Here is a 3,097-nt window from a genome sequence, read left to right on the forward strand (position 1 = left end):
CACCTTCTCAATATCAACGAAAAGCTGGGCTATCCCCTTGACCTTGAAAGGATAAAAAAGGACATCCTTTCAATAGGACCTGACATAATAGGCTTTTCGGTTCTCACAAACCAATACAAGTATGCCCTTGAGATAGCCCGCAGCATAAAGGAATATCTCAATGTCCCTATCATCTTCGGCGGGATCCACCCTACCATGGATCCTGCGGGGACCCTGTCAGAGGACTGCATAGACTATATATGCGTTGGTGAAGGAGAAGAGGCCTTCCTGGAACTCATGCAGCAGGGTAATCCAAAGGGGGTAAAGAACATAGGCTATAAGGAAAAAGGCAGACCGGTTGTAGAACCCCTCCGGCCCTATACGGACATTACTAAACTTCCTTTTAAGGATTATGAGATCTTCGACTTCCAGCGCATGATCGATGCCAAGGATGGCTGGGTTGGCCTGACAGCATCCAGGGGATGTCCCTTCAGGTGCACCTATTGTCTCAATCACAAGATCATGGGGCTTTACAAGGACCACGGGCATCCCCCGAGACAGTATCTGCGCCGGCATACCGTCGATGAAATGATATACGAGATTGAATATCTTATCAGTCATTATAAAGGGATCAGGATGTTTATCTTTGACGATGATATCTTCACCTTCGACAAAAAGTGGCTTCGTGAGTTTACCGAACGCTATAAAACAATCACCGACATAAGCTTCGTCTGTAATGCCCACGCAAGGGTCTTTGATGAGGAAACGGCGAGGAACCTCAAAGAGGCCGGATGCAGGATCGTAAAGTTTGGTCTTGAAAGCGGCAGCAACAGGATACGGAGGGACGTGTTGCACCGGTACATGTCGAATAAAGATATCGAGCATGCCTTTGATGTGGCGCACAGGGTCGGACTCCACACCTCGGCCTTTGTTATGGTAGGAATGCCGCATGAAACACGGACGGACATCATGGAGACAGTGGAGCTCCTCGCCAGGATCCAACCGGGCAGATTCCGCTGGTCATTGTTCTTTCCCTTTGTCGGCACGAAGGCATACGGTATTGCCGAGCAGTCGGGGCAGATAGATTTTGAAAAGATGCTTCATCTCGATAATTTTACCGATGAGACCTGCATGGTTCTTGGGAATGACGTGGACCTTCTCGTTGACAAAGTAAAAACGATGTTCTGTACATTTGTGAACGGCTATGCGAATATAGACAAGAGATATACGGAACTGGTAAGGCTTGTCGAAGAGGCGAACGAGAAGACCTGGCAGCAGGAAAAGGATCGTTTCCTGAAAAACGAGGATGAGATCAACAAAGAGGCAGACAGAAAAGGCAAGACTCATTATGCGGTTAAATACAATCCCTTCATGGGCGTGAGAAGTGACTGGAAGGACGATAATATACCTACCTAACTGGCTCGGGGATATGGTAATGGCTGTGCCATTTCTCCATGCGCTGAGGGCCTATGTCTACGGAGAGGTATGGGCCGTAGGAAAAAGCAGTGCGATCCATATCTATAACGGCCTCAATCTTTTCGATAGATTCATCACCGTTGACGACAAGGGCATTATCCCGTTTCTTGATACGGTGAGTATTTTAAAGAAGGTTAAATTCAAGAGGGGGATAGTCCTCCCCCATTCTTTCCGCTCAGCCCTGCTTTTTTATACACTGCTTTTGCGCGAGAGGATCGGTTATGCCCGCAACAAACGGGGGTTCATGCTTAACAGGAAGGTTCGGGAAGGGAACGAAACCGAACCCACCGTCGAGCATTACCTCAGGATCATCGATATCCTTGGCGGGAAAAGGTCCCTTGATGCCCCTATCCTCCTGGTTACCGAGGATGAGGAACAGAAATTCGACAAGAAGTTTACTGATGTCAGCAAACCCTATGCGGTCTTTGTTGCGGGCGCCCAGTATGGTCCGTCAAAGTGCTGGCCGGCCTATTATTTTTCTGAGCTTGCCGATATGATTGTGAAACAGTATGGCATGAAGGTATACATACTGCCCGGAAAGGGTGAGGAAGAGGTAGCCAATACGGTCCTTGCCGGCGTTACAGAGAAAAACCGCGTAGAAGTGAAATTGATGAACGTGAGGGAGCTGAAGGTATGCATCTCAAGGGCATCCTTTGTCGTGAGCAACGATACGGGGCCCCGTCACCTCTCTGCCGCACTCTCAAGACCGACTATCGTTCTTCTGGGACCCATGGATGACCGCTACACAAGTTATCCGAGTTCATGGACCCATCCATTATGGAAGGATGTCCCCTGCAGGCCCTGTAACAAAAAACACTGTGACAGGGAGCATGAATGTCTTGTACAGATAACACCAAAGGAAGTCTTTGCAAAGGTGGAGGAGATCATTGAAAAGAGAACATAGAGAGAAGGACACGTTGAGCGAAGTTATAGGGCGTTTCGAGGGAAAAAAGATTTGCGTGGTGGGCGATATCATCGCCGATGTATACATCTTCGGAAAGCCATACAGGCTCTCGCGAGAGGCGCCGGTGGTTGTTGTGAAGTTTGAAGAATCAAAGGTATACCCGGGCAGCGCGGGCAACACGATCAGTAACCTTCTCGCCCTTGGGGCACACGTCTATCCTCTGGGTTTTATAGGAAACGATAATGCGGGCAAGAAGCTCATGCAATACTTTTCTCAGCATAAAAATATTGATATCAATGGATTCATCAGGCATGACGGCGAGACAGTAACAAAGACCAGGATCCTTGCCGGCGATACCCATACATCGAAACAACAGGTGATACGGATCGACAAAGACAGCAACAGGCCGGTATCCCCGTCAGAAAAAACGATACTCATGAAAAAACTGAAAGCAATAGCTTCCCTCGCTGACGCCTTCATTGTCTCAGATTACGGCCATGGAACAATTGACAAAGACATTATCGATTTTATGAGAAACACGGCGAAAAGGAAGGTTGTTGTCGGTGATTCACGGTACGGACTGGAGGAGCTCAAGGGTTTTACGATCATTACACCCAATGAATCGGAGGCATACCATCTGAGTAATCTCGATGCAGATCATGACATAAACACAGTGGGAAAGAAGATCATGGGGCGGATGAAATTAAAGGCCCTTCTCATAACCCGCGGCAACAAAGG

The 3,097-nt window shown here is 48.2% G+C and carries 3 protein-coding genes; all 3 read left to right on the forward strand.

All coding sequences use genetic code 11. The features are described 5' to 3' along the window. Positions 1-1,395: radical SAM protein (locus PHU49_07030; GenBank protein ID MDD5243755.1), on the forward strand; the 1,395-nt coding region annotated here is incomplete at its 5' end. A 19-nt stretch (positions 1,396-1,414) separates the two neighbouring features. Next, a complete protein-coding gene (gene waaF / locus PHU49_07035; GenBank protein MDD5243756.1) occupies positions 1,415-2,359 on the forward strand; it encodes a lipopolysaccharide heptosyltransferase II in 945 nt (314 codons plus the stop codon). Next, the coding region (locus PHU49_07040; protein MDD5243757.1) for a PfkB family carbohydrate kinase at positions 2,343-3,097 on the forward strand (755 nt) is incomplete at its 3' end. The genes waaF and PHU49_07040, both read left to right, overlap by 17 nt.

It is taken from the genome of Syntrophorhabdaceae bacterium (assembly GCA_028713955.1).
In the GTDB taxonomy this organism is placed as follows: domain Bacteria; phylum Desulfobacterota; class Syntrophorhabdia; order Syntrophorhabdales; family Syntrophorhabdaceae; genus UBA5609.

Coding starts and splice junctions, on each gene's coding strand:
- waaF (MDD5243756.1), top strand. CDS start 1,415: ATGGCTGTGCCATTTCTCCATGCGCTGAGGGCCTATGTCTACGGAGAG.